This is a genomic window from Shewanella sp. 8A (genome assembly GCF_023475945.1).
Lineage (GTDB): Bacteria > Pseudomonadota > Gammaproteobacteria > Enterobacterales > Shewanellaceae > Shewanella > Shewanella xiamenensis.
This window is the reverse complement of sequence record NZ_JAMDJP010000104.1, coordinates 1-608: the sequence shown is the minus strand read 5'-3', so window position 1 is coordinate 608 and position 608 is coordinate 1. Positions and strand designations below refer to the sequence as shown.

The following is a 608-nucleotide window of genomic DNA, read 5'->3' as shown; positions in this document are numbered from 1 at the left end:
CTATCCGAACCAGAAAACAGGTTAGGCGTTCTAAATGAACCGCCCTGTGCGGAGCCGCATGCAGGGTGGTGTGGGGGCTGGAGGCTAAATACCTCCGGCTACCCGATTATGCATTATTTGCCCGGCCGCATGTATGAATCGAAGTTTTCGCTGTAATCATCTAGGTTTGCTTCGAGCATTTTCCGATATTCGGCAACAAAGTATTCTACTGTTGCCTGTTTCGATGCAGCCATCTCTTGTCCATTGCTCCAGCCACATGCACTAACCCATGCATTGAATCGAGCTGTCGCGTACATGTTTGAAGCACTAACTTTTCCGCGTGTTGCCTTTTCACTTATCTGATCGTTCGATAAATGAATGTGTGCATCGGCACGTTCATAAAACTCATCATCGAATTCCTGCACGTTATATCCTTAATGCATAACGCCCCGCTAAACGGCGAGCGTTAGCGAGTCCGGTGGAGGCCACGCTTTTTGTGGCCGGAACGAATTTGAGCGGCTTGTGTACGCCCAGCATGGGCATGAACTAATGAGGTGAAAGTCCTCTGTAGGAAGGTCACCGTTCAATAACATCCTGTTATTAAACGTTAACTACTAGCGAATGGCAAG

The 608-nt window shown here is 48.4% G+C and carries 1 protein-coding gene; it reads right to left on the bottom strand.

Annotated features, from left to right (window positions below; translation table 11 throughout):
- Window positions 1-113 precede the first annotated feature (113 nt).
- Complete coding sequence (locus tag M0413_RS22730; protein WP_249555756.1) at window positions 114-404, bottom strand: DUF3144 domain-containing protein; 291 nt, start codon at window positions 402-404, stop codon at window positions 114-116.
- Window positions 405-608 lie beyond the last annotated feature (204 nt).